The 443-nt window shown below is 72.9% G+C and carries 1 pseudogene; it reads left to right on the forward strand.

Annotation, left to right across the window (positions count from 1 at the left end):
• Positions 1-206: 206 nt before the first annotated feature.
• Positions 207-443: pseudogene (locus DEIPI_RS38715) on the forward strand (butyrate kinase); the annotation flags it as partial.

Genomic DNA, 443 nt, shown 5'->3' on the forward strand with positions numbered 1-443 from the left:
CGCGTGCGTGCGGGACGCGCGCGGCGAGGTCGCGCAGCAGGGCGAGGTCGTCCGGGCGCAGTCGGGCGCTCACGCGGTCGGCGGGCCGGGTCATGGTCGTATTGGACGCGTGGGAGATGAGGCACGGCCACACAGCTCATGAGAAGTGACTCATGCTTCTCAGGCGGGTGCGGGGCAGGGGCTCACCGCCGTGCTAGGCTCTCCCCATGATCGCGTACGTGATCAACCCCGGCTCCAGCAGCACGAAGCTCGCCCTCGCCCACATCGAGGGCAGCGAGGTCGCCGAACTGCCGGGCAAGCTCCGCGTCACGCTCGACCGCGCCGAGATCAGCCACCCCGACGACCACCTCACGCAGGAAGAGCGCCTCGCGCGCGTCCGCGACGACATCGCCCGCCTCACCGAGGGCTGGCCCGCCCCCGACGCGGTCGTCGCGCGCGGCGGC

The sequence above is a fragment of the Deinococcus pimensis DSM 21231 genome, assembly GCF_000519345.1.
GTDB lineage: Bacteria > Deinococcota > Deinococci > Deinococcales > Deinococcaceae > Deinococcus_A > Deinococcus_A pimensis.